This window comes from Kribbella sp. NPDC104218 (assembly GCF_055584105.1).
Map to the genome: position 1 here is coordinate 1,186,035 of NZ_JBVJMQ010000002.1, position 23,221 is coordinate 1,209,255.

At 67.6% G+C, this 23,221-nt stretch carries 25 protein-coding genes and 1 tRNA gene; 15 read left to right on the forward strand and 11 right to left on the reverse strand.

Annotated features, from left to right (window positions below; genetic code table 11):
* Positions 1-23 precede the first annotated feature (23 nt).
* On the forward strand, positions 24-548 hold the full coding sequence (locus ACZ6ZD_RS21335) for a phage tail protein I (RefSeq protein WP_465674657.1): 525 nt from the start codon (positions 24-26) through the stop codon (positions 546-548).
* Here the strand turns inward: ACZ6ZD_RS21335 and ACZ6ZD_RS21340 are convergent.
* The gene (locus ACZ6ZD_RS21340) at positions 532-2,958 is read right to left on the reverse strand and encodes a choice-of-anchor D domain-containing protein (protein WP_465674659.1); all 2,427 of its coding nucleotides are present in this window, start codon (positions 2,956-2,958) and stop codon (positions 532-534) included. The genes ACZ6ZD_RS21335 and ACZ6ZD_RS21340 overlap by 17 nt on opposite strands.
* 169 nt (positions 2,959-3,127) lie before the next feature.
* Here ACZ6ZD_RS21340 and ACZ6ZD_RS21345 point away from each other — a divergent pair, with 169 nt between their 5' ends.
* The gene (locus ACZ6ZD_RS21345; RefSeq protein WP_465674661.1) at positions 3,128-4,432 is read left to right on the forward strand and encodes a COG1470 family protein; all 1,305 of its coding nucleotides are present in this window, start codon (positions 3,128-3,130) and stop codon (positions 4,430-4,432) included.
* On the opposite strand, the gene ACZ6ZD_RS21350 is transcribed toward ACZ6ZD_RS21345, so the two are convergent.
* Positions 4,433-5,059: a helix-turn-helix transcriptional regulator gene (locus tag ACZ6ZD_RS21350; protein ID WP_465674663.1), complete on the reverse strand. Its 627-nt coding sequence runs from the start codon at positions 5,057-5,059 to the stop codon at positions 4,433-4,435.
* A 341-nt stretch (positions 5,060-5,400) separates the two neighbouring features.
* Here ACZ6ZD_RS21350 and ACZ6ZD_RS21355 point away from each other — a divergent pair, with 341 nt between their 5' ends.
* Together ACZ6ZD_RS21355 and ACZ6ZD_RS21360 are read left to right on the forward strand one after the other, a co-directional pair.
* Positions 5,401-5,889, forward strand: coding sequence for a SigE family RNA polymerase sigma factor (locus ACZ6ZD_RS21355; RefSeq protein ID WP_465674665.1), 489 nt, complete (start codon positions 5,401-5,403; stop codon positions 5,887-5,889).
* An 11-nt stretch (positions 5,890-5,900) separates the two neighbouring features.
* Complete coding sequence (locus ACZ6ZD_RS21360) at positions 5,901-6,704, forward strand: hypothetical protein (RefSeq protein ID WP_465674667.1); 804 nt, start codon at positions 5,901-5,903, stop codon at positions 6,702-6,704.
* Between the two features lie 49 nt (positions 6,705-6,753).
* Here ACZ6ZD_RS21360 and ACZ6ZD_RS21365 read toward each other — a convergent pair whose 3' ends face one another.
* Complete coding sequence (locus ACZ6ZD_RS21365; RefSeq protein ID WP_465674669.1) at positions 6,754-8,466, reverse strand: aminotransferase class V-fold PLP-dependent enzyme; 1,713 nt, start codon at positions 8,464-8,466, stop codon at positions 6,754-6,756.
* 99 nt (positions 8,467-8,565) lie between these two features.
* On the opposite strand from ACZ6ZD_RS21365, the gene ACZ6ZD_RS21370 reads away from it, so the two are divergent.
* The 8 genes from ACZ6ZD_RS21370 (at position 8,566) to ACZ6ZD_RS21405 (ending at position 15,318) form a co-directional block, all read left to right on the forward strand.
* Complete coding sequence (locus ACZ6ZD_RS21370; protein ID WP_465674671.1) at positions 8,566-8,892, forward strand: PadR family transcriptional regulator; 327 nt, start codon at positions 8,566-8,568, stop codon at positions 8,890-8,892.
* Positions 8,889-9,245: a DUF1048 domain-containing protein gene (locus tag ACZ6ZD_RS21375; protein ID WP_465674674.1), complete on the forward strand. Its 357-nt coding sequence runs from the start codon at positions 8,889-8,891 to the stop codon at positions 9,243-9,245. The genes ACZ6ZD_RS21370 and ACZ6ZD_RS21375 overlap by 4 nt, the downstream gene beginning before the upstream one ends.
* A gap of 1 nt (position 9,246) precedes the next feature.
* The gene (locus tag ACZ6ZD_RS21380) at positions 9,247-9,567 is read left to right on the forward strand and encodes a DUF1048 domain-containing protein (protein ID WP_465674675.1); all 321 of its coding nucleotides are present in this window, start codon (positions 9,247-9,249) and stop codon (positions 9,565-9,567) included.
* Positions 9,568-9,577: 10 nt separating this feature from the next.
* Positions 9,578-10,237: a thiaminase II gene (tenA, locus tag ACZ6ZD_RS21385; protein WP_465674677.1), complete on the forward strand. Its 660-nt coding sequence runs from the start codon at positions 9,578-9,580 to the stop codon at positions 10,235-10,237.
* A 3-nt stretch (positions 10,238-10,240) separates the two neighbouring features.
* Positions 10,241-11,785, forward strand: a complete 1,545-nt coding sequence (locus ACZ6ZD_RS21390) for a phytoene desaturase family protein (RefSeq protein ID WP_465674679.1) — start codon at positions 10,241-10,243, stop codon at positions 11,783-11,785.
* Positions 11,786-11,855: 70 nt separating this feature from the next.
* Positions 11,856-11,928, forward strand: a tRNA-Lys gene (locus ACZ6ZD_RS21395).
* Between the two features lie 208 nt (positions 11,929-12,136).
* On the forward strand, positions 12,137-13,570 hold the full coding sequence (locus tag ACZ6ZD_RS21400) for a helix-turn-helix domain-containing protein (RefSeq protein WP_465674681.1): 1,434 nt from the start codon (positions 12,137-12,139) through the stop codon (positions 13,568-13,570).
* Positions 13,571-15,102: 1,532 nt separating this feature from the next.
* On the forward strand, positions 15,103-15,318 hold the full coding sequence (locus ACZ6ZD_RS21405; protein WP_465676077.1) for a helix-turn-helix domain-containing protein: 216 nt from the start codon (positions 15,103-15,105) through the stop codon (positions 15,316-15,318).
* On the opposite strand, the gene ACZ6ZD_RS21410 is transcribed toward ACZ6ZD_RS21405, so the two are convergent.
* On the reverse strand, positions 15,306-15,686 hold the full coding sequence (locus ACZ6ZD_RS21410) for a hypothetical protein (protein WP_465676103.1): 381 nt from the start codon (positions 15,684-15,686) through the stop codon (positions 15,306-15,308). The two genes, ACZ6ZD_RS21405 and ACZ6ZD_RS21410, sit on opposite strands and share 13 nt — an antisense overlap.
* A gap of 215 nt (positions 15,687-15,901) precedes the next feature.
* Here ACZ6ZD_RS21410 and ACZ6ZD_RS21415 point away from each other — a divergent pair, with 215 nt between their 5' ends.
* A complete protein-coding gene (locus ACZ6ZD_RS21415; protein ID WP_465674682.1) occupies positions 15,902-16,576 on the forward strand; it encodes a response regulator transcription factor in 675 nt (224 codons plus the stop codon).
* Positions 16,563-17,768, forward strand: a complete 1,206-nt coding sequence (locus ACZ6ZD_RS21420) for a sensor histidine kinase (RefSeq protein ID WP_465674684.1) — start codon at positions 16,563-16,565, stop codon at positions 17,766-17,768. Before ACZ6ZD_RS21415 ends, ACZ6ZD_RS21420 begins: the two co-directional genes overlap by 14 nt.
* Before the next feature lie 119 nt (positions 17,769-17,887).
* Here ACZ6ZD_RS21420 and ACZ6ZD_RS21425 read toward each other — a convergent pair whose 3' ends face one another.
* Complete coding sequence (locus tag ACZ6ZD_RS21425; protein ID WP_465674686.1) at positions 17,888-18,388, reverse strand: MarR family winged helix-turn-helix transcriptional regulator; 501 nt, start codon at positions 18,386-18,388, stop codon at positions 17,888-17,890.
* Between the two features lie 53 nt (positions 18,389-18,441).
* On the opposite strand from ACZ6ZD_RS21425, the gene ACZ6ZD_RS21430 reads away from it, so the two are divergent.
* Positions 18,442-19,020, forward strand: a complete 579-nt coding sequence (locus tag ACZ6ZD_RS21430; protein WP_465674688.1) for a hypothetical protein — start codon at positions 18,442-18,444, stop codon at positions 19,018-19,020.
* Between the two features lie 347 nt (positions 19,021-19,367).
* Here the strand turns inward: ACZ6ZD_RS21430 and ACZ6ZD_RS21435 are convergent, their stop codons facing one another.
* From ACZ6ZD_RS21435 to ACZ6ZD_RS21460, 6 genes are all read right to left on the reverse strand, one after another.
* Positions 19,368-19,481, reverse strand: a complete 114-nt coding sequence (locus ACZ6ZD_RS21435) for an STAS domain-containing protein (protein WP_465674690.1) — start codon at positions 19,479-19,481, stop codon at positions 19,368-19,370.
* Positions 19,478-19,726 carry a hypothetical protein gene (locus tag ACZ6ZD_RS21440; protein WP_465674692.1) on the reverse strand — a complete coding sequence of 83 codons (249 nt, stop codon included), beginning with the start codon at positions 19,724-19,726 and terminating at the stop codon, positions 19,478-19,480. The genes ACZ6ZD_RS21435 and ACZ6ZD_RS21440 overlap by 4 nt, the downstream gene beginning before the upstream one ends.
* Before the next feature lie 145 nt (positions 19,727-19,871).
* The gene (locus tag ACZ6ZD_RS21445; protein WP_465674693.1) at positions 19,872-20,837 is read right to left on the reverse strand and encodes a hypothetical protein; all 966 of its coding nucleotides are present in this window, start codon (positions 20,835-20,837) and stop codon (positions 19,872-19,874) included.
* Between the two features lie 80 nt (positions 20,838-20,917).
* Positions 20,918-21,382: a PPC domain-containing DNA-binding protein gene (locus ACZ6ZD_RS21450; protein WP_465674695.1), complete on the reverse strand. Its 465-nt coding sequence runs from the start codon at positions 21,380-21,382 to the stop codon at positions 20,918-20,920.
* Entirely contained in the window at positions 21,363-22,742 is a 1,380-nt protein-coding gene (locus tag ACZ6ZD_RS21455) for a hypothetical protein (RefSeq protein ID WP_465674697.1), read from the reverse strand. The genes ACZ6ZD_RS21450 and ACZ6ZD_RS21455 overlap by 20 nt, the downstream gene beginning before the upstream one ends.
* A 46-nt stretch (positions 22,743-22,788) precedes the next feature.
* Positions 22,789-23,133 (reverse strand): hypothetical protein, encoded by a 345-nt coding sequence (locus ACZ6ZD_RS21460; RefSeq protein WP_465674699.1) that lies wholly within the window; start codon positions 23,131-23,133, stop codon positions 22,789-22,791.
* Positions 23,134-23,221: the final 88 nt, after the last annotated feature.

Consider the following 23,221-nt stretch of genomic DNA (forward strand, 5'->3'; position numbering starts at 1 on the left):
GCAGGAGGACAACTGTGCGAGGAATGGCGATCGGGCTGGGAACCGCCCGTCCGCTGGGCTCTTTGCTGCCCGCGGTGCTCCAGGAGGACCCGCTGCTGATGCGGTTCACAGCCGCGATCGACGACGTCCTGGCGCCGGCGATCAGCGCGCTCGACTGTCTGCCGGCCTACGTCGACCCGGCGCTGGCCCCGCCCGACTACCTCGGCTGGCTCGCAACCTGGGTCGGCATCGAGCTGGACGAGACCTGGCCCGTCGAGCAGCAGCGGGCCGCCATCACCCGCGCGGTCGCCCTGCATCGCGATCGCGGCACGGTGGAAGGGCTGCGCCGGCACCTCGAACTGGTGACCGGCGGCGCCGTCGAGATCCTCGACACCGGCGGGACCTCATGGTCGGCCGAGCCGATCGACGAGGTCGACGAGCAGCCCACCCCGACGGTGACGGTCACCGTCACCGGCAGTCAAGTGAGCCTGTCGGCAGTGGACGCCGCAGTCGACGCCGCGAAACCGGCCCACGTCGTCCACGAAGTGCGATTCACCGCCGGGACGTGAAACCCGGCGGCTGAAAGCTCCCCGGTACGACGAGGACCGGCGCCTGCGCGCGGATCGGCGTCCCGTCGACCGCTGCGACGACCGGCCACGTCCCGGCACTGGCCTGCGGGAACACCAGCAGCGGAGCGGAGAGCCGACCGTCCGTCGTGGTCACGACCTTCGCCGTCAGCTTCGTTCCCGGAGTGGTCAGGGTGAGCGTGACGGCCTTGGCCGGCGGGAAGTTCTGCCCGGTGATCGTGGTGACCCGATTCATCCGGACAACGCCGGGATTCACCTGCAGGGTCGGCGGCAGCGCCCGGCTCCGCAGCCCGACGAGCCTGCTGTAGGTGGGATCCCCAGCCGTCACCGCCAGTACGCCGTTGCGCTGCCCGCTGTTCTGCGGAGTCGAACCGACTTCGATCGTGCAGGAAGATCCCGGCAGCAGGGTGCGGCCGGCGCAGCTGTTCTTGCCGACGGTGAAGTCGCCGATCGTGAACTGCGGTCCGGTCAGCACGCCGACGGCGGTTATCGGAATCGGCACCTCGGCCGGGTTGCGAATCTGAACCACTCGCGAACCGAGGCCGACCAGCGCCGGACCGGATCCGCCGAAGTCCAGCGTCGGGGGCGTCACCACCAGCTGCCCACCTGGCCGCGGCCCTGGCGGATCCACCGGCACCTCGATGCCTTGAGCAACCAACGGCAGATCGGCGGTGGCGCCGTCGGACCGGCGGACGGCGAGGACCGCCTCGCGACGGCCCGAGGCGGTCGGCTCGAAGAGCACCTCGACACTGCAGGTCTCGGTCGGATTGAGGGTCGCACCACTGCAGTTCTGCACGCCGGACAACCGGAAATCCGGGCCGGACAAACTCAGTCCGCTCACCAGCAGAGGTCCGAAGCCCAGGTGCCGGACGACGACCACGCGGGACAACGTGGTGCCGAGCTCTGCCGGGCCGAAGTCGGTGGTCGCCACCTCGATCCGAGGTTGCAGAACGCGCGCGAACACAGCCCCCGCGCAGCAGCGGTCCGGCAGCAGATCGTCGCCGGCCGAGGAGAAGGCGACCACCGATCCGTCAGCGGCCAACCGTGGCGCGCTACTGGATCCGGCCGCAGGACACGGCGTCCCACCCTCGTCGACGCAGTCCGCGGACGGCGAGCCGAGCTCACCCGGCAATCGCGGCAGACCGGATCCCTCCCGCGCCGCATCGAGAGTCAGGTCGCGCAGGACGATCGCCTGCCGGCCACTCCCCGGCGCGCCGTTGTGCATGCCGTCCGCTGAGCTCTGGAAGCTCAGATAGCGGCCGTCGGCCGACAACGCCGGCGTCCGTCCCTCCTGCGCTCGGCCGTCGACATCGCGGGAGGCAATCGATGCCGACGGACCGCTGGGGTTCCGAGCGACGACCACCGCGGTCACCGGACCGGCGGCACCGGACCGATGCTCGTAGGCGATCAGCTGTCCCGAACCAGAGATCGACGGCCTACTGGCCTGCCCGGAATACCCGCCGTCCGGCAGGACGTCGACACGGACGGACCGACGCGCGGCCACCTCGAACACCTGGACCGTAGCCGTACCGGGGAGACAAACCGCCGAACAGTCGCCGGTCGCGAAGACCACTTGGCGGCCGTCGGCCGAGACCTGTGGGCCGTTCTGCGACACGTCTGCGGGCACCGGTCGCAGAAACGAGTCCGGCGACGGAGCTGTCACTCGCCCGGCCGCATCCTTGGTCAACTGCGCGACCACGACTTGGCGGCGAACGGCGCCGGGAACCTGCTCCAACCAGGCGATGACGCCGCCATCCGCGGAGAGGCTCGGCGCGGTGCCCCCGACCGGTCCGTCATCGTTCGGCGGCAGGCCGACGAGCAGATAGCGGAAGTCCATCGAGCCGTCCGGTCGCTGCTCGTCGAAGATCCCGTCGCCGTCGGGATCGCGGTCGCACAGGACGACGCGGACTCCCTGGTAATAGCCGTCGTACAGGTTGTTCGCCCAGCTCTCGAAGGCCACGTACCGGCCGTCGGCCGAGATGGCCGGCCGCAGACTGTCCGCGTTACCACCCTCTTCCGGGGAGACCGCCGGGCGGGCCGCAGCGGAGAATCCGCGCGCCGTGCCGAGCGAGGACTGACGCAGACCGCGGCTGATCAGGATCGTTCGCCCCGGTGAGCGCCGATCCCGGACGTAGATGTTGGTTGCCGGGTCCGCGCTCGGTACGACGACCGGATCCAGCGCGGCCGGTGATTCGAACGCGACCTGCCGACCGTCGGCCGAGATGGCCGGGGCGCTCGCGGTGCCGATCACGTCGTCGCCGACCGAGATGACCTCGGTCGCGCCCGGTGAGACGGCAACGGCGTACGGGCTGACGGCCGCACTCGAACCGGCGGCTGCCAGCAGCGCACCGACCAAGGCCAGACCGACCGAGAGATCTCTTCTTCGCGTCACGGCGCTCCCCTCCGCTGCGCCTAGATCGTAGCCAGCCGGCCCCGGCGTCCACTGCCCGATCGTCCTGGCGAAGAGGCCCGGCGGGATGCTCGATCGGGCAGGAAGTTCCTCGCGCCGGGCTGACCCGTTGAGGCTGCCTGAGTGGCGACGACAGACCCAATCTGGGGACATGGCAGCCACGATGTCCTTGTCGAGGGATTCCGTCCCGCTCGATCCGGGAGAGACCGGTGGGTGCGAGGTCATCGTGACCAACACCGGCCCCCTGGTCGACCAGTTCGCGATCAGTCTGGTGGGCGCCCTGCAGGACTGGGCGACGATCGAACCGGCCACGCTCAACCTGATGCCTGCGACCAGTGGCACGGTCACCGTCACCTTCACGCCACCGCGCTCGCCCGAACTGATCGCGGGCCGGCACTCGTTCGGCGTCAAGGCCGAGTCCCGGGAGGACCCTGGGACGTCGGTGGTCGAAGAAGGCACGCTCGAGGTCGCCGCGTTCACCGAGATCGTCGCCGAGCTCGTCCCGGCCAAACGCCGGGCGCGGCGGCGCGCCAAGTTCCGGCTCGCGGTGGACAACCTCGGCAACAGTCCGCTCGAGGTCGGCATCAGCCTGCGTGATGCCGACGACGAGCTGGTGCTGGAGACCGAGCAGGACTCGGTCACCACGATCCCTGGTACGGCGACCGTTCTGAAGCTGCGGGCGAGTCCGCAGCGCCGCTTCTGGCGCGGGGAGCCGAAGCTGCTGCCGTTCGAGGTCGTGACGGCGCCCGAGGGGCTCGATCCGATCCCGACCGGCGGCGTCGTCCAGCAGGAACAACTGCTACCGAAGTGGCTGCTGCCCGCCGCCGCGGCCGCGGCCGTTCTCGTGGTTGCCCTGGTCGCCGCCTGGTTCGCCCTGCTGAAGCCCGCCGTCCAATCGGTGGCGACAGAGCGGACCGAGCAACAAGTCGCCAAGGCGGAAAACGCGGCCATGCAGGCGAGTGGCGCCGCGGACAAGGCGACCGCGGCCGCGACGATGGCTGAGCAGGCGGCGGGGATCGGAACGACACCGGCACCGAGTGGACCGACGCCGGCGCCGACCCCGTCGAAGCCGGCCGGCACCGTCAAGCCGGGGGCGAAGCCGAGCGCGACCGGTCCGGTACCGCTGAGCTTCCGGGTGGCGACCCAGGCCAAGCTGGTCACGAACGGCGCCTTCCAGGACTTCAGCTATCGGGCCCCGCCGAAGAAGCGGATCCGGATCGCCGACCTGGTCCTGCAGAACCCTCGCGGTGACAGCGGCATCTTGCGGATCTCGATCGGTAAGGACGTCGTACTGGAGACCGGGCTGGCCAACTTCCGGGACCTGGACTACCACTACCTCGAACCCCTGTTCGCGGCTGAGAACCAACCTGTCGTCGTGTCGGTGAACTGCACCGCGCCGGGCGCCGGCGCGGACCGGTGCACGCCGTCGGTCTCCTTCTCCGGGCAGTTGTTCTGATCAGATCAGGCCTTCGCGCAAGGCATAGGCGACCGCGTGCGATCGGTTGCGCAACTGGAACCGGGTCGTGACCCCGTGCAGGACGTTCTTGACCGTCCGCGGTGAATAGCTCAGCCGGGCGGCGATCTCGTCGGTGTCGTAGCCCTCGGCAACCAATTTGAGAACGGCCGCCTCGCGCGGCGACAACCCGGCCAGCCGCAGGCCGCGAGGCGTCAGGACGTCGTTCTGCATGTGCGAGACCTGTCGGAACAATCGGGTCAGCAGGTCGGCCGGCAGCTCCGCCTCGCCGACCGAGGCCCGCTGGACGAGGTCGGCCAGCCGTACCGGCGTCACCTCGGAGCGGCGGATCAGGGCGGACACCCCAGCCTCGATGACCGCGATCAGATCGGCGTCGTTGAGCGTGGCCACCACCAGGATGATCTTGTCCACGCCACGGCGCCGCAGATCGGCCAGCGAACTGAGCATCGCGGCGTCCGGTGACTCGGCCGCGACCACGGCGACGACGCTGTCGTCCAGCCGGTCGTCCTCGACGATCCGGATCTCGGGCTGGAACCGCAACTGGCTCTCCACCCCCGATCGCGAGATCGAGTCGGCGGACAGCACACAGACCGGAACACGATGAGCCATCGTTCCTCCCTCACGCGGGTGACACTGCTGCCGTCCACGATCGGTGACCGCTCGGTCACGCGCCCTAGGGTCGGTCCCTAAGGCAGACCCCAGTGCCCGAAGGACTGGCCCCCTGGTCAGGCGCGCACTCGCTCAGAAGACGAGCGAGAGGACCCAGATGGTGAAGGCCAGCAGGCCGACGACGAACGTGGTCGTGACTACTACCGCGTAGGCGAACCAGGAGCTTCCATTCACGGGGCCATCCTGCCAGGTGTGGTCCTCGGGGGTGGTTTCGTGGGTGGGTGTGACAAGGGGCGGCGGTGGGTGCGTCTACGGGGTGTGGGCTACTGGACGGAGGGTGGATGAAGGGGATCGCGGAGTTCGAGGAGTTCGCGCGAGCTCGGGTCGGCGGTTTGTTCCGGATGGCCTGGCTGCTGACCGGGGACCGGCATCACGCCGAGGACCTGGTGCAGGAGACGCTGGCGAGCATGGTGAAGGTCTGGGGCCGGGTCGAACATCCGGAGGCCTACGCCCGGACGGCGCTGGCGCGGACGTTCGTGTCCCAGCGAAGACGCCGGAGCTGGGGTGAGCGGCCGACGGAGGTGCTGCCCGAACAGATCGTGGCGGCCGGCGACGTGGAGCTGCGGATGGCGTTGATCGGGGCCTTGAAGGAACTCGCGCCCCTGGATCGGGCGGTGCTGGTGCTGCGGTACTTCGAAGATCGCAGCGTGCAGCAGGTCGCGCTCGATCTGGGGAAGAAGCCCAGCCTGATCACCACCCGGACCCAGCGTGCGCTGGAGCGGCTCCGCGTGGTCCTGGGTGACGACGCCGTCCATCTGACTGCTCTGTGAAGGAGATCTTCGTGAACAACCTCCCGGATTTGATGCACCGGGCAACCGACGGCCTCGAGCCGGAGTCCGCCGACCTGGTCGAGCGGTCGCTTCGGCAGGGTCTGCGGTTACGACGCCGGCGGACGGCGCTCGCCTCGGCGTCCGGGGTCGTGGCGGTGGCCGCCAGCGTAGGGGTCGTCGCCGGCGCGATCCACGTGGTGGGGCGCCCGAGCAGCTCGCAGCCGGCCGGTGCGATCGCAAGTAGCCCCGCGCCCGGTACGCCGGCCAAGGCGACGCCGCCGGCGCCGATCGTTTCGATCACCGACCCGCCGGATTCGGGTGTCAAGCCGCCGGTGGCGCCCAAGGATCCGACGCTGAACACGCTGCGGGTGCTGCTCAAGGGCAAGGGAACGCTGTCGGCTCCGGAAACCTGGGGCAGCGCCGGCGAGGGCTTCCTGGGCGCGGCGTACGTCGTCGACGACGGGAAGGGCGGATCGCAGGTGCTGGTCATGCTCGGCCATCACGGGCCGCCCAGTTGCAAGGACGTACCGGGCTGCAGCTTCCGGCCGGACGGTTCGACGATCCGGGCACAGCACCCCGCGCCCGAGTACCCGGACGGCCGGAACGTGGACGGAGTCCTCACAAGCTTCGTCGAGATCACCCGGAAGGACGGCAAGCAGATCTCGATGACCACCTACAACGCCGTCGCCGAGAAGGGCTCGAAGGCCACCCGGCCGCTCCCGATCCTGACCGTGGCGCAGCTCACCCGGCTGGCCGACAGCAAGGAGTGGAAGTTCCCGGCGCCACCGCGCGGGGAGGGAACGCCCAAGCGGTGAGCCCCGCTGGGAACGGCGCCGGCCTGGGGAGGCCGGCGCCGTTCTGCTGTCAGCTGAGGCAGCGGGACGGGAGGTCGAACCAGCGCAGGTGGTCGAAGTCGGCGTTGACGGTGGCTTCGAGGTCGGCCGGCTCCTGGCTGGTCGAGAGGAGCTCGCGGGCCTCGGCCAGGTACTCCGCCAGGACCGACTCGGGAGCGGTGGAGTCGTGGCGGGGGTAGCGGAGCTTGCCGTCGGAGTCGTAGCCGACCTGGGACAGGCGCAGCGGGGGCTCGACGGCGCCGCGGTGATGGCGCCACAGGCCGGTGGCCGGGTCGAAGCGGTAGTCGGCGAGCAGGCGCCAGCCGTCCTGGGCGACCAGCTTGACCGCGGCGACGACGTACTCGAAGACGGCGTCCGAGATGAAGTAGTTGAAGTTGACGCGGACCCAGCCGGGTTTGATGCCCTCGCAGCCGTGCAGGATCTCCTCGGCGAACTCGTTGGAGCGCTCCAGGTCGATCCCGAGCAGCGCGTGCCCGTACGGGCCGGCGCACGAACACCCGCCGCGGGACTGGATGCCGAACAGGTCGTTCAGTAGCGCGACCACGAAGTTGTGGTGCAGGTACCGGCCGGACGGCGCCTTCACCACGAACGAGACGATCGACAACCGCTCGGCGTCCACGTTGCCGAGGATCTGGATATTCGGCTCGTCCCGCCAGGCCTCGACCGCCCGCTGGAGGTAGGCGTCCTCGTGGGCGCGGATCACGTCGATCCCGACCGCCTGCTTGAGCTGGAACGCCAGACCGGCCCGGATCGACCCGATGATGTCCGGCGTCCCGCCCTCCTCGCGGTGCACCGGGTCCTCCAGGTAGCGGTGCTCGGTCGGGTTCACGTACGCGACGGTGCCGCCGCCCGGGACGTCGGGCACCCGGTTGGTCAGCAGCTCCCGGCGGGCCACCAGCACACCCGGGGTGCCCGGGCCGCCGATCAGCTTGTGCGGGCTGAGGAAGATCGCGTCCTTGTACGACAACGGGTCCGCGTCGCGGCCGCCGTACATGTCGATCTCGATGTACGGCGCGGCGGCGGCGAAGTCCCAGAAGGAGAGGGCGCCGTGGCGGTGCAGCAGCGCGGACACCCGGTGCGTGTTGCTGACGATGCCGGTGACGTTGCTCGCCGCGGAGAACGAGCCGATCTTGAGCGGGCGATCGGCGTACTCGACCAGGCGCTCCTCGAGCTGCGGGATGTCGATGTGGCCGTCGGCGTCCTGGCTGATCATCACCACGTCGGCGATGGACTCGCGCCAGGGCAGCTCGTTCGAGTGGTGCTCGTACGGGCCGATGAAGACGACCGGCCGCTGCTCCGGCGGGATCTGGTCGGTCAGGTGGTGTTCGTCGTCCAGCTGGGCCGGAATGCGCAGACCGAGGCAACCGATCAGTTTGTCGATCGCACCGGTCGCACCGGAGCCGCAGAAGATGACTGCGGTCTCGTCGTCACCGCCCACGCTCTGGTGGATGATGCGCCGCGCGTCCTCACGCAGCCGGGTCGTCTGCAGGCCCGTCCCGCTGGACTCGGTATGCGTGTTCGCGTACCGCGGCAGGACCTCCTCCCGGATGAAGTCCTCCAGGAACGTCAGCGCCCGCCCGGACGCCGTGTAGTCGGCGTACGTCACCCGGCGCGGCCCGTACGGACCGGGCATCACCTGGTCGTCGCCGATCACCGAAGCGCGAATCCGTCGCAGCAGCGGGGAGTCCGGCGGTGCTTGGCGGCGTTCGTCCTGGATGGTCATGGCGTCAGGGTAAACGGCCCGCGGGAACTTGGCAGCCCCGGTACTCGGTGATACTTTGTACTGGTACTGAGTGACACCGAGTACCAGAGGGGGTCCGGGATGGACGGCCTGACCGAGATGCTGAAAGGCACGCTCGAAGGCTGCGTGCTGGAGATCATCGGCGCCGAGGCGACCTACGGGTACGCCGTCACCCGCCGGCTGAACGAGCTCGGCTTCACCGATGTCGTCGAGGGCACGGTCTACACGATCCTGCTCCGGCTGGAGAAGAACGCGCTCGTCGAGGTGACGAAGCGGCCGTCCGAGCAGGGCCCGCCGCGCAAGTTCTACACCCTCAACGACGCCGGCCGGGCCGAGCTCGCGACGTTCTGGGCGAAGTGGGAGTTCATGACGGCACGGATCGACAAGTTGAAGGAGGGCGGGAGATGACGTTCTGGGACACCATCACCGGTAACGACCTGACCCGGGAGTGGAAGGCGTTCGAGGCCCGGGCCGCGGTCCTGCCGAACGACTACCGAGCGGCCTGGGGCGAGATCACCACCGCGCTGACGTCGTACGGCAGCTTCACCGGGCGCAACCTGATGCCGATCTTCGACAGCGCGCTGGGGCTGCTCGAGGAGTCGGCGGCCGACGGCCAGACCATCTACCAGGTCGTCGGCGACGACATCGTGGGCTTCAGCGCGGCGCTGGCCGGCGGCGCGGGCGCCCGCAACTTCCGCGACAAGTGGCGCGCGCAGCTGAACGCCAACGTCGCCAAGAAGCTCAGCAAGCTGGGAGGCTGACATGGGCATCCGGGACATCATCGACGGCAAGAAGCAGTGGCGGGCGCACGTCGCGCGGGTCAAGGCGCTCCCGCCGGACTACCAGATCGTCTACCAGGAGATTCAGCGCTACGTCTTCAAGGTCGGTCCGGTCGACCTGATCGACGGAACGCTGCTCACCGACCTGGTGGACTTCTTCGAGGAGGGCGTCGCGGCCGGCAAGGGCGTCCTGGAGATCACCGGCGCCGATGTGGCCGCCTTCGTCGACGGCCTGCTGCAGGACACCCCCACCTACGCAGAGGTTTACCAGGATTCCCTCAGCAAGAAGCAGGACGGCCGATAGGGTCGTCGGTATGACGTTCTCCGGTGAGCTGTGGGACCGCGGTGGGGCTGCTGTGTACGGCGAGATCGTGCGACATCCGTTCATCACCGGGCTGACCGACGGGACGCTGGACCACGCTGCGTTCCGTTACTTCATCGTGCAGGACAGTCACTATCTGCGCGCGTACTCGCGGGCGCTCAGTCTGGTCTCGGCCCGCGCCACCGACGAGGACGCCGTCAGCATGTTCGCTCTGCACGCCGCCAACGCCATTGCGGTCGAGCGGGAGCTGCACAGCACGCTGCTGGGTGAGCTGGGGCTCACCACGGCCGATGTCGACGCCGCCGGGTCCAAGCCGACCACTACGGCGTACATGTCGTATCTGACCGCGGTCTGCGCGACCGGCACGTACGCCGAGGCCGTGGCCGCCGTACTGCCCTGCTACTGGATTTACCGCGACGTCGGCCGCGACCTGCTGAAGCGCTCGTCACCTGACCCCGTCTACCGGCAGTGGATCGATACCTACGGCTCGGAGGAGTTCGACGCCGTCGTGGAATCGGTGCTGGCTGTCACAGATGGGCTGGACGTCGGGGCCGCAGAGCGGGAACGCTGTCACCAGCACTTCGCAACGACGTGCCGCTACGAATGGATGTTCTGGGACGCCGCGTACCACCAGCTCGATTGGCCGGTCTGAACAATGGACTTCTACGACGTCGTGATCGTCGGTGGCGGGCACAACGGCCTCGTCGCCGCCACCTATCTGGCCCAGGCGGGCCTGTCCACGCTCGTGCTGGAGCAGCAGCCGCACACCGGCGGCGCAGCGGTCAGCCAGCAGGTGTTCCGCGGCGTCGACGCCCGCCTCTCCCGGTACTCGTATCTGGTCAGCCTGCTGCCCGACAAGATCGTGTCGGACCTGGGCCTGTCCCTGGAGCTCCGGTCGCGCAGCGTGGCGTCGTACACGCCCGTACGCCGTTCCGGTCGCGACCTCGGCCTCATGGTCGACCGGCCCGAGGGCGCGGCGACGCGCGAGTCCTTCGCCCGCCTCACCGGCAGCGACAGGGAGTACGACGCCTGGACGCAGTTCTACGGCGCCGTCGGGGAGCTGGCCGCAGTCATCGCACCCACTCTGCTCGAACCGCTGCCATCTGCTGACAGCCTGCGCTCCCGCGTGGACTCTGCCCTGTGGGACGAGTTGTTCGAGCGCCCCCTCGGTGAGTCCATCGAGCGGCGTTTCAGCGACGACACCGTCCGTGGCGTCGTAGCGACGGATGCCGTCATCGGCACGTTCGCCGGCCTGCACGACGAGTCCCTCATCCAGAACCGCTGTTTCCTCTACCACCTGATCGGCAACGGCACCGGCGAGTGGCGAGTACCCGTCGGCGGCATGGGCGCCGTCACCGACGCCCTGGCCGCAGCTGCGCGCCGAGCGGGCGCCGCGCTCGTCACCAATGCCGCAGTGACCAGCATCGAGGTGGACGGCGTCCGCGGCTCGGTCACCTGGCTCGGTGGCGACGGAGAGCGATCCGTCGACTGCTCGTGGGTGCTCTCCAACGTCGCTCCGGCGACGCTCGACGTACTGCGCGGCCGGGCGGTCACTGCGAAGCCGGAGGGCTCCCAGCTCAAGGTGAACCTGCTCCTCTCCCGGCTGCCGGCCCTACGCTCCGGCGACGACCCCGCCCGCGCCTTCGCCGGCACCTTCCACATCGACGAGGACTACAGCCAGCTCGAGACGGCCTACCGCACCGCCGCCGCCGGCGACCTCCCCGCCGTCCCGCCGTCCGAGGTCTACTGCCACTCCCTCACCGACCCCTCGATCCTCTCCCCCGAGCTGATCGCCTCCGGCCACCACACCCTGACCGTCTTCGGCGTCCACTTCCCCGCCCGCTTGTTTGCCGCCGACAACGAATCCGCCCGCGCCGAAGCCACCCGCCGCGTCCTCGCCGGCCTCGACTCCTACCTCGCCGAACCCCTCACCGACTGCATCGCCCGCGACGCCGACGGCAACCTCTGCATCGAGTCCAAGACCCCCCAGGACATCGAACACGCCATCGGCATGCCCGGCGGCCACATCTTCCACGGCGACCTGCACTGGCCCTGGTCCCCCACCCCCGCCACCCCCAACCGCTGGGGCACCGAAACCGACACCCCCAACCTCCTCCGCTGCGGCTCCGGCGCCCACCGCGGCGGCGCCGTCTCCGGCCTCGGCGGCCACAACGCCGCCATGACCATCCTCACCCCCTAACCGATTTCGCATCTCCCCAAAGACCCTGCTAGTCTTCTCGTCGTTCGCAAGCAAAACAACAGAACAACAAGCGCCGCTAGCTCAATTGGCAGAGCAGCTGACTCTTAATCAGCGGGTTCGGGGTTCGAGTCCCTGGCGGCGCACAAAAGCCCAGGTCACCAACGTGCCCTGGGCTTCTTCGTGTCCGCTGGTCACCTTTTACTCACCTCTTTGCGTTCTACGCTCACTGCCCGCTCCTTAACTTGATCGCAACTGTGCGTCATGTCACATCAGTTGTCAGCATTCCGGCCTTCGTGGATTCCGCACCCCGGAGACCGTTGAACCAGCTCTCCCAAGAGCTGGAGGCATGACATGGCGCGACCACCTCTGCAGGTCGGATCCTGGGGCAAGATCTCGACCCGCATCTCCAAGACCGACGACAAGGGCAAATCCGTCCAGCACACCGCGAAGGCCAACTTCCGCGACCACGACGGCCACGTCCGCGACGTCACCGCCACTGCCCGGACCAAGACTGCAGCCGAAGCCGCCCTCCTGAAGAAGCTCCAGGACCGCGCAAGAACCAGCCGCTCGACCGACGGCCTGAGCGCGATGCACAAGCTCGACGTCCTGATCGAGAAGTGGGAAGAGCGGTTCAAGAAACTGATCGCCGCCGGCAAGCGATCACCGACCTCCTACGACACCTACGAGCGCGTCCTCCGCAACCACGTCCGGCCGGCCATCGCCGAACTCCGCATCGGCGAAGCCACGACCGGCCGCCTCGACAAAGTCATCTCCACCATCACCGACAACGCCGGCCCCTCGACCGCCAAGACTGCCCGCGCCATCATCTCGAGCATGATGGGCATCGCCGTCCGTCATGGCGCCCTCGCCACCAACCCCATGCGCGAGATCGAAGCCATCGAAGCCGACCCCAAAAGCCCACCCCGCGCCCTGACGACCAGCGAAGTCGCACTCCTCCGCCGCAGCCTCGTCGCAGACGACCGCGCCGTCCAAGCAGATCTCCCCGACCTGGTCGCCTTCATGCTCGGCACCGGCGTCCGCATCGGCGAAGCCCTCGCCGTCACCTGGTCCCAAATCGACCTCGACGCCGCCACCGTCTCCATCACCCACACCATCGTCCGAGTCCGCGGCGAAGGCCTCCTCCGCAAAGCCCCCAAATCAGCCGCCGGCAACCGGCTCCTCCCCATCCCGAACTGGCTGATCGCCACCCTCCAAGCCCGCAAGAACGCCGGCATCCGCCTGGACGACCCCGTCTTCCCCGACTCGACCGGCGGCTTCCGCGACCCCTCCAACACCCGCCGCCACCTCCGCACCGCCCTCTCCCCCGTCGGCAGCACCGCCCGCCGCAACCTAGGCCTCACCCTCCGAGCCCTCCGCCGCCAAGCCAAACTCACCCGTCCCGAAGTCGCCACCCAACTCAGCTGGCCCAAAAATCGCATCGAACTCATCGAAACCGGCCGACTCAAACCCACCACCGACCTGGTCACCGAGCTCCTAACCGCCTACCGCATCCAGCTCGACGAACACCCCACCCTCCGAACCGAACTCGTAGCCGCCACCCAACCCACCGACTCCGACCAACTCGCCTGGATCCGCTCCCACGCCCTCCGCAAAACCACCGCCACCACCCTCGACAACGCCGGCCACACCGCCCGCCAAGTAGCCGACCAACTAGGCCAAGCCAAGGTCTCCATAACCCAAGACACCTACCTCGGCCGCAAAGTAGCCAACCCAGCCGCCGCCCAAGCCCTAGACGAAGCCTTCGGCGACCTCGAGCTGCCTTGAACCCGCCAACATGTTCCAGTTCTACGCCGAGAACCACGAACAGTTCACCCGGCAACCGCAACCTGGACGCCATTCGCGAACTGAACCCGCACCTGCAGAGCTTCCAAACCTGGCTTGACCTGCGCAAACACGAACTCAATGCCGCCGTACAGTAGTCGTCACCAAGCAGCTTCGCCCCCTCCAGAACACCCGTCGCTGCGCATCATTTGCCGGCCTTTGCGCTCTCTCACGGAGCAGTGACGGAGCAGGCCAGGACGGTTTCACCGCCACTGGAGGCCCGCCTGTAGGCACCGACATGCAGCCCGAGGGCACGATCCCCTCGGGCCGACAGAGCCTCGATGAGCGTCGAACAACCGGTCGTGATGGGCGCGGCGTCGCGCTACGTCGGCGGGTGCCGGACCGGCTGGGAGAAGGTGAAGCACGGAGGTCCCGAGATGTCGTGACTGGCGGAGCGATCGGGCCGATCGTGCTCCCCGAGGTCCTGGTCGCCGGCCCGTACCGAGGTGGCGAACAGATGGTCGTCGGCCCAACTATGCAACTGACCCCGGTTCAGTCGCGCGAGCTCGCAGCGGCACTAAGGCCGGCCGGCGTACAGGCATAGTTCGAGGAGTTGCCGCCGGAGACGGCCGGACGAGATCTTGTCGCAGCGCCCGGGACGGCCGGGATGCGAAGCCTCTGACCAAGGCCGACCCGATCGCGGCCGTGGAGCGCAGCGCAGGTGGTCGACGTCAGGCGGGATGGGTCGCAGATCGCCGCCGGAAACCCACTCGACGCAGCCGTTGACGTCGGTGAGCCGCCCCAGCCACTAGCGGCCCGCGGACCGCCACAGGGCCGGACGTCGGGCGCCCAGGCGTCGATCGTGCCCGCGGCCGCCCAGAAGGCCCGCTCGGGCGGAATCCGGACCGCGCCCAAATCGGCCACCGGCAGCGAGCTGGTTCAACTCAACCGCGAGCGCCCGCTTCCGCCGCCCGCCCAGATGCGCCCGATGTACACCAAGCGCCGATCAGCGAGTCGTACACGGCACATGCGCCATCCTCGTTACGCCGTACCGAAAACCGAACCTCCATGAACCAACTATCGAACCTACGTTCAATCAAGGGAAGGGTGGGTTCGCCGGTCATACGGAAGAGCGCCGTCCGACCGCCTACGAAAATCACGCTGTCGGGGCCTCGAACCGCCTTGTCCGACTCCCGCTGATTCTCCGGTGATAACGGTTGCTATCGCAAGGCGGCGCCCGGCCTGGACCAGGCACTGGCCTGGACCGGGCCGGCGACGCCCTCGTCACCCCCAAAGTCGACCGGCTCGCCCGATCCGTGCCCGACGCCCGCGAGATCGGCGACACACTCGCCGCCCGTGGCATCCGGCTCCCAGCTCGGCACGATGATCTACGACCACACCGACCCGATGGGCAAGATGTTCTTCAACATCCCGGCCACCTTCGCCGAACTCGAGGTCGACCTGCTGCGGATGCGAACCCGCGAAGGCATGACAATCGCCCGCGCCAAGGGCAAGCTCAAAGGCCGGCACCGAAACTGCCGCCAGCCAGGCAGGCCCACCTACTCAAGCTCCACGCCGCCAGAGAACACAGCATCGCCGAGCTGGCCGAACTGTTCGAAGTGTCCCGGCCAACGGTGTACCGAGTCCTCGAACGCCACCGCACCAACACCGCCAGTGCCCAGTGCTCCTCGTTTGCCGCTGGTGACACGTTTACCGGCCCCCTTAGGCGCGGCAGCGACTACTCAATGTAGCCAGTCTTTGGGTCGACCTGCGATAGGAAGTCTCGGATGGATTGTTCGTGATCGGCAACTGCCGACCGACGGCCGTCAGACGATGATGCGCTGAACCCGTAGCCGGAATTCGGGCCGGACAGCCACCTGTAATCGTAGGTTCCAGGCTCGTTCGAGCGCAGTGAGACTTCGAACAGCTCTCCGTCAACGTTGAACTGGAGCGGGTGTGCTGCGGCTGTCCTCGACTGTCCGGTGGCCTCCTCCTTAATCGCTTGGGGGGTGATATGACCAGGGGACGGTGCCGCGGCCGCGGCCGAGCTGATGCCGATGCCTGTGCCGATGCTGACGGCGGCGATCGCCGTCAGCAGCTTCTTCCGGGTGATCCGCATGACTGTGAACCTCTCTGCGAGTGAGCGCGCTGGCCTTCCATCGCGCTGGCCAAGCCCCAAAGACTTCGCCGGGCACAGCTCACCAGAACATCCGTGAAGAGGGCGTAAGAGAAAACGCTTATGATTTCCTGCGGTCTGCCGTGATCTGCTGTTCCACAGGCAGACCTGGCCAGCGTCTGCAATGGTTATCCTTGTCAATGAACGGGGGGCGCGCGATGCGCGTGCTGATTGTCGAGGATGAAGTCTTCTTGGCCGAGGCCGTACAGACCGGCCTGCGCCGGGAAGCGATCGCTGCGGATATCACCCACGACGGCGACTCCGCCCTGGAACGCATCAGCCACACGGCCTACGACGTGGTCATCCTTGACCGCGACATCCCGGGAACCCCCGGCGACGAGGTCTGTCGGCAAGTAACAAGCCGCTATCCCGAGGTGAAGATCTTGATGCTAACCGCGGCCCGTGGCCTTCGCCAGCGAGTGCGCGGCTTCGAACTCGGCGCAGATGACTACCTGGCCAAGCCATTCGAGTTCCCCGAACTCGTCGCCCGGCTGCGTGCACTGCATCGCCGACCTGCCGCGCTCATCCCCCCGGTGATCGACTACGCGGACATCATGGTGGATTCGTTCCGCCGCGAGGTCTACCGCAACGGCCGGCTGATCCGGATCAGCCGCAAGGAGTTCGCTGTACTCGAAATTTTGATCCAGGCGCGAGGCGGTGTGGTCAGCGCGGAGCAGTTACTGGAGAAAGCCTGGGATGAGAACACTGATCCCTTCACCAACACGGTCAGGGTGACGATCTCGTCACTGCGCAGGCGTCTCGGCGACCCATCCGTGATCCTTACCATCCCCGGTGTCGGGTACCGGATGGCGGAGTCAAATGAGCACTGCTGAGCTGCCGGCCCGGCGCGTCCGGCGGTTGGGACTGAGTGGACGGCTGACCGTGCGATCCCGCCTGGCCGCTACTTTCCTCGTTCTGGTTACCGGCAGCTGCCTGACGCTGGCCGGAGTGATCTACCTGGCCATGCGCTACCTCCCCGACTACCAATTTCAGCAGCCAACGCTCCCCCCGGCGACATCAGACCCGACGACCTACCCTGGCGCCACGGAACCGGCCTTCGCCGTCACCAGCCAGGCCGTTCTGCTCGATCTCTTGGTGTGGGTGTCACTAATCGCCTTCACGATGATCGTGGCCATTGGGACGTGGGGCAGCTGGAAGATCGCCGGCCGGGCCCTCAAACCGTTGCGGCAGCTCGACGAGCTTGCCCACCAGGCCACGGCCGGCCAGCCGGTTCGGCGGGTCGCACTGACCGGCCCGCCCGACGAAATCACTCGGCTATCAGCATCGTTCGACGCGATGCTGACTCGTCTCGACGCGGCATACCAGACCCAGCAACGGTTCGCGGCGAACGCATCCCACGAACTGCAATCCCCCCTCAGCGCGGCCAAAACAGTACTGGAAATCGCCGCGGCCGAGCCCGCCAGCGTCGACACACCACGCCTGCTGCGGCAGCTTCGCGAGCTCAACCAGCGCTGCATCGACACCGTCAACGGTCTCCTCGATCTGGCTGATATCGAAGCTCACCAGGTGCCGAACACCGCCGTCGAGCTAGCTCCGCTGGTGCTGGCCGCGGTCGATTCCGCCCAGACCGATATCGCTTCGCTCGAGCTGAATGTGACCGTGAACATCCGCGCCACCACAGTCATCGGTGACGCCGTTCTGCTGCGGCAACTGCTGGCCAACCTGGTACAGAACGCAGCTCGCCACAACGTCCCCGACGGCTCAATCACGGTCCACAGCTATGTGGCGCGAACCGGCATGGTCGAGATCACCATCACCAACACCGGGCCGATCGTCGGTCCCACCGACCTTAACGCCCTGACCGAGCCATTCTTCCGCGCGACCGGACGAACAGCCGGCCCAGGACACGGCCTGGGGCTGGCATTGGCACAGTCAATCATCGACGCCCACGCCGGCCACCTCGAACTGACCGCAAACCAACACGGCGGGCTGCAAGTCAGCGTAAGCCTCCCCACGACCCCCACTGAAAGCAAGACTGGCAGCGCTGCCCGCCCAAGAATGTGATACCTCTAACGCCAGTCTTCGTTCCAGTGCTCCTTACGGGCCAATGCCTATTCTGCCCGGCCTGGGTGGCTGTATCAGTCTTGAGCCGCATGGGGCCTTCTACGGCCGTGCATCGTCGATCACTCGATTCGCATGACGCGGGTGCTGTGCTGTGCGTTCGAGTAGCTTGAGCCGGCGCCGCCGATGATCCGGACCAGGGCGTGCCGGAGCCGTTCGACTTCGGGAGCGCCGATGATCTCGTCGAGATGCCGGTCGAACCGTTCGATAACTGCGACGCCGGCCTCGACAACCTGCCAGCCGCGAGCGGTGAGCCGCACGAGCTTGGCTCGCCGGTCCGCCGGGTCGGGGTTAACGGTCACATAGCCACGCTGTTCGAGGTGGCGAACCAGTTCTCCCATGGCCTGCTTGGTCATGCCGGCTTGTTCCGCAAGCACGTTCAGCCTGGTGCCGTCCGGCTCGATCAGCTGGAAGACCGGGGCATGTGCGGCGCGAACATCCGGGAAGCCGGCCGCGGTGATCCCGGCGTCTAATTCGGCGGCGAGAGTCCGTGCAGCTGCGGACAACAGGTTGCCTAGAGGGGCAGGGCGGCCCACCAGCGGATTAGTAAGGTGCTTGACCATTGTCCCCTCAACTCCTATGTTGATAAGGGACCTTACTATTCGAAGGGGTTGACATGCGTCTTGCTGCCCTCGGTTTCGCCGCCCTTACGCTGCTCACCGAGCTGGTTCGGCTGTTGTTTCTCGGCGGATCGGTTGACTGGATCACCGAGACAGCGGTGGTGGTGATAGGGCTTCACACCCTAACGATTGGGGGCTTCCGCATCCTGGCCGTCACTGTCCGGATCATCCTGGGCCTGCTGCTACTCGGTTCGGTGGCCGACCGATTTGGCGTGCTCGGCGGCCCGGGTAGCGATGGAGTGTCGTGGGGATCTTTTGCGGGCTTTATCGACTACACAGAGACGTTGCTACCCGACGCACTGCGTGGTCTCTCCACCACGGTCGGAATCGCGGCGACCATCCTCGAAGTCGTCCTCGGCATCGCCCTCGTCTGCGGAGTGGCGACCCGGCTGACCGCAGTGAGCGCGGCCGCGCTCCTGGCAATCTTCGGAGTGGCGATGTGGACCGCACTGGGATTCGTAGCGATGGCCGGCTACGCAGTGCCGGTCCTCGTCGCGGGCGCCGCACTGCTGGCCACCGCCGACGCGCGCACCGGCGGTGCACTCCTTAACGGGGGCGAGCCGGCAGTTCGCTGACTGCCGTCTGCGGTGATGCGCCTGTCCAACCAGAACCCCGGTCCACCTCGTCAGGCGCCACCCAGCGACCAGGACCTCCCTGGTGGCCCAAGTTTCGCGGCCTGGAAGCTGCCGCGGAAGTCGTCCTCGTGTCTACCGCCGGATCAGGCGTGGCTCCGCCCTGGCAGACCAGACCACCGACCGCCACCACAGTGCAGCGGGGGCGGCGGCTCTCCCCTCTCGGGGGCAGCAGTGGCCTATCCGTGGGGCTTGTTGGTGTTCTAGGTGATTCCGTGGGCGTTGGTGAGGTGTGGCAATTCGACGAGGGTGAGGACTTGGTCGGCGACGCTGCCGGCCGGTGCGAGCAGTTATAGCTGGATGCCGTTGGCGAGGCTGCGGGCGTCGGCTTCGTGAAGTACCGAGACGCCGGCGCTGGCCAGGTGGGTGACGCCGGTCAGGTCGATGATCAGGTCCCGGGTCATTGCGGCGCTGGCTGTGCAACGGCGGTCATGAGGTGCGCGGCGGTGGTGGAGTCGATCGGGCCACTGATAGTCAGGCGGCCAGCTTGATCTTGTTCGACGGTCAGGACGGTTCGTGCAGGGGCTGCTGTGGCCGGCTGCGGGGTGAATGCGTCGGCGGTGAGGAGCCGGGCTGGGCGTGAGAGACGGTGAACGAGGAACACGGCGGTGGCTCCGCCAGGGTGCTCGATGGCGAGTTCGTCGACCATTTGGGCTGCCATCCACAGTCCCCGTCCTCGATCTGGCCCGAGGCCGGGAACCGGCGCGTCGGCGGCGGCCGGTTCGTGCCAGCGGCCCTCGTCGCGGACTGCTGGCTCGTGCGTTGACCGGGTCAGCGCCCGAGACGAGAAGACGTTAGAAATCAGGCGACAGTCCGGGTTCCGGTGGTTCTGGTTGAGTGCTTGTTTCTCGATGTCGTCGGCCTGTTCGGCTATCAACGCGCTGGTAGTCAGCGAGCGGTCGGGTTTGTTGTAGCTCGTGGCGCAGTCGGTCGGGCCCGTTGTCGGCTAGCCACAGGTTGGTGGGGGTTTGGCCGCGGGGAAGCTTGACCGCTTGGACTCGTCTGAAGGATTGCGCCAGCTCAGGGTGGGGTTGGATCGCGACCTCGTCTGGTCGCCTGGCGTGTGGGAGGAGCACCATGACTTCGTCGGCTGGGGAGTGGGCCTTCAGGAGTCGCGCTTGGTCTGCGGAGAGGAGCATGTTGACGAGCGGGATGCCGGCCCAGCGGCCTCCGTTCGTGCGGCTGGTTCGCTCGATGGCGAGGGCGTCGAGCGGATTGTTGACCAGGACGGGGATGGCTCCTGCCTGGAGGAGGTCGCGTTGTTCAGCGAGGCCGAGCATGCTGTCGGCTCGGCGGTGGATCTGGGTATCGGGTGTCTTGGTGTAGTAGGTGCCGTGAGCGCCGTTTCGTAGGCCGACGAACCCTGCGACTGTTAGCTGGTGGTCTCTTGCCGGGAGCACCAGCTGATTGCGGAAGCGGTCGATCAGACGTCCGTCCGCGCCTTGCACGCCGAGGCCGCTGCGGCGGATCGCGTCGTAACTGTGGCCCTGCGATCTGAGGTGGTCGACGAGCTCTGATCGGGCGTCGGGTGCGAAGCCGGCGAGCCAGGCCGAGGTCGGATCCAGGACCTCGGTTGCTCCGCTGCGCTCGAGGTACTGCCATGCCCAGCCTCGTCGGGTCCGAAAGAGTTCGCGCCGGTAGAAGCGAGCTGCATCGAAGGTCGCCTCGAACAATCGGCGCCGTTCCGCCACGCTCAGGATTGCGTTCGCGTCGGGACTCCGCCGCCCAACGCCCTTCTTCCAGGCCTCGAGATGATCCATGCCTCGACGCTCACGTCGAGGCAGCCGAATCGTAACCCTGATTACGAATTCAAGGACTGTTGCTCTAAGCAACAGATGAACTATCCGAACGTCAGGAGCGGGACGTCGTACAGCGCGGGGTTGCGGTGGCGGGAGAAGGTTGGGCCGGCGACTTCGACGACGTACATCTCGGTGAGGAACTGGATTTTGGCGCCGAGGAGGTGGCTGGTGTGGGCGGCGGCCGAGTGGGCTTTGAGGCCGACGGAGACGTGGATGTGTGGCAGGACGGTGTTGGTGGTCTCGTCGTAGGCGAGGGTTCCGCCGCCGACGGCTTCGACGTTTTCGAGGTGGACGGAGCTCCAGATGGGGGCGTCTGGGTTTTCGAGCTTCTCGCAGGTGCCGACGAGCTGGACCTCGCGCATGCCGGCGATGAACATCGGGATGAAGCCCTGGCGGACGTCGTGCTCGGCGCAGAAGTCGGCCAGCGCGGTGTAGAAGTCGTCGCCGTGGTCGAAGTGGACCGCGAAGGTCCGGCCCATGGTGAGTTCAGCGGCGTGCAAAGTCATCTCCTTCGAGGACGTTGATGTGTGACAGGTAGGTGATGGCGGTATTCAGTCCACGGGTCGACAGTAGGCGGCTGCGAGGATGGCAGATGTCGTCGACACCCGAGCCGGCCAGCTCGACACTCCGGCGCAAGAGCCAGGCCCACGGCACCTGGAGGTACTCAGCGACCGCGGCCAAACGCGCAGCGGACGTCGACTGGGCTGTCAGCGAGTCGCCGCCGACCTGGCCAGCAAGTTCCCGGTAGGTCGCCAGGCGCGAAGTAGAAGCACTCGCCTCCACACACCACAGTCCCGGGCTACCCAGCCAGTTGGCCACGATCGCCCGCTCGGACAAGACGAAGCCTTCGACCTCGGTGTGGTCCGGCTCTGTGCTGACCTCGACGCGGATGCCGAACGCCTCCATCAGCACCATCGCGAGCAAGAGCATGACCCGCTCGTATCGGGGCGAGGCCTTCACCTCACTTTCCGGGATGCAGAAGCCGCGCCGCAGATCAGGAAATCGCCGCGAGGTCCGGCGGAGATAGTCGAACTTGTGTGCCCACAGCAACCAGGAGGCCGCTTCCTCTCCGCGCCGCTCACGAGTCCAGAACAGCGGGCTCTCCCCGATCTGATCCAGATGACGCAGGATGTGACCTGAGCAGAACTGCGACCCGAGCCAGAGGCCGGAGACCTGGTTGAGCGGTGGAAGCTCGTCGGGCACGCCCCGCGACACCGCTTGCTGCTCCTGATGCGCGATGTAGACCTGGCTGCGCTCGAGTAGGGCATCGTCCGCGAGCAGCGCCAGGTCTGCATTGGTAGTCGCCCAAATGATCCCGATCGTCAGGTCATCGACGAGATTCGCCGTCTGAAGCGTCCGCGGGCCATCTTCACGAGCGGCCTGGCTCACGAAGCGACGGCCATCGGCGACGTAGTACCGGCTCTCTTCATCAACTGCCACAACCATCGACCGTCGGTCCGGCCGGTTCAGCGCCAGCAGCAGCTCCGGCTCGGGCTCGATCATCAGAGCGACGCCCTGACGGTCGGCCTCCGCGTAGTGCGCGGAGAGCTCCGCACCGAAATACGAGCGCCCGCCCGGCACCTGCAAACACTCGACCGCTGCCGACGGCCTGCGATCGCTGCCGAGAGCGAGCAGACTCACAGACGCCGGCGATCGGGCCGGTTTCATCCGGCGCCTGTGGAACCCGAGCTCCGCGCCCGACCTGACCTGGAAGATCTCGCAGAGCGCGTCACGCACGTCATCACGCGGCCAGGTGTACCAGCCCCGCTCGTACGCCGAGATCATCTTCGAGTTCACCCCGGCACCTCGGCCCGTCGCGCGATAGATCACGGCATTGACCTTCTCCGCCAGCACCTCCTGCGACATCGATCCCCTGGCCGCACGGAGCCGCGTGTTCGGAGTCCGATCAAGGTCAGCCACGATCGGTTCGCCCAATTGCCGGCACGCCGCCGCGGACGCCGTCCCGGCGATCGACCCCGATGTACGCCGACGCGAGCACGTAACCACCCGCTCGATCCAGCAGCCGGATCCGTACGGCGGGGACGAGCCCTCGCGGCGCGCCGCGCCGCCGTCCGACCACGACGAGCCGACCACCGCGGAGCCGGCCGGTCTCCTCATGGATCCACCGCTCCGCGATACTGCGCACGCTGGCCTTGGGCGGCCGACTGAACTCGCCTTTTCCGGATGCCACCGTCGACCAGGAGCCGTCTCGGCTCCGGGTCGAGATCTCGAACGCGTACATCCTTCTGCCTCGCATGAGCCCTCCCAGGGTTCGTGCAAGCAGGATGCCGCCAGGCGCTCGGACAGGGTCACCGCGTGGTCCGACATCTCCAAGACTTCTCGGA